Origin of the sequence: Nocardioides sp. R-C-SC26, assembly GCF_021246465.1 — a bacterium.
Lineage (GTDB): Bacteria > Actinomycetota > Actinomycetes > Propionibacteriales > Nocardioidaceae > Nocardioides.
On record NZ_JAHRHK010000061.1, the window covers coordinates 1 to 326 of the forward strand.

1 protein-coding gene is annotated in these 326 nt (G+C 67.5%); it reads left to right on the top strand.

Annotated elements, in window-relative coordinates; genetic code table 11:
- On the top strand, positions 1-326 hold a 326-nt coding region (locus KSO97_RS17435), incomplete at both ends, for a class I tRNA ligase family protein (RefSeq protein WP_232681946.1).

Consider the following 326-nt stretch of genomic DNA (forward strand, 5'->3'; position numbering starts at 1 on the left):
GTTCGACGGGCAGGCCGGCCAGGGCGGCCACTTCCCGGCCGACTTCATCGTCGAGTACATCGGGCAGACCCGCGGCTGGGTCTACACCCTGCACATCCTGGCCACCGCGATCTTCGACAAGCCGGCGTTCAGCAACTGTGTCAGCCACGGCATCGTGCTGGGCAGCGACGGCAACAAGATGAGCAAGTCCCTGCGCAACTATCCCGACGCCCGGGAGGTCTTCGACCGCGACGGCGCGGACGCGATGCGCTGGTTCCTGATGAGCAGCCCGATCCTGCGCGGCGGCAACCTGATCGTCACCGAGCAGGGCATCCGCGACTCGGTGC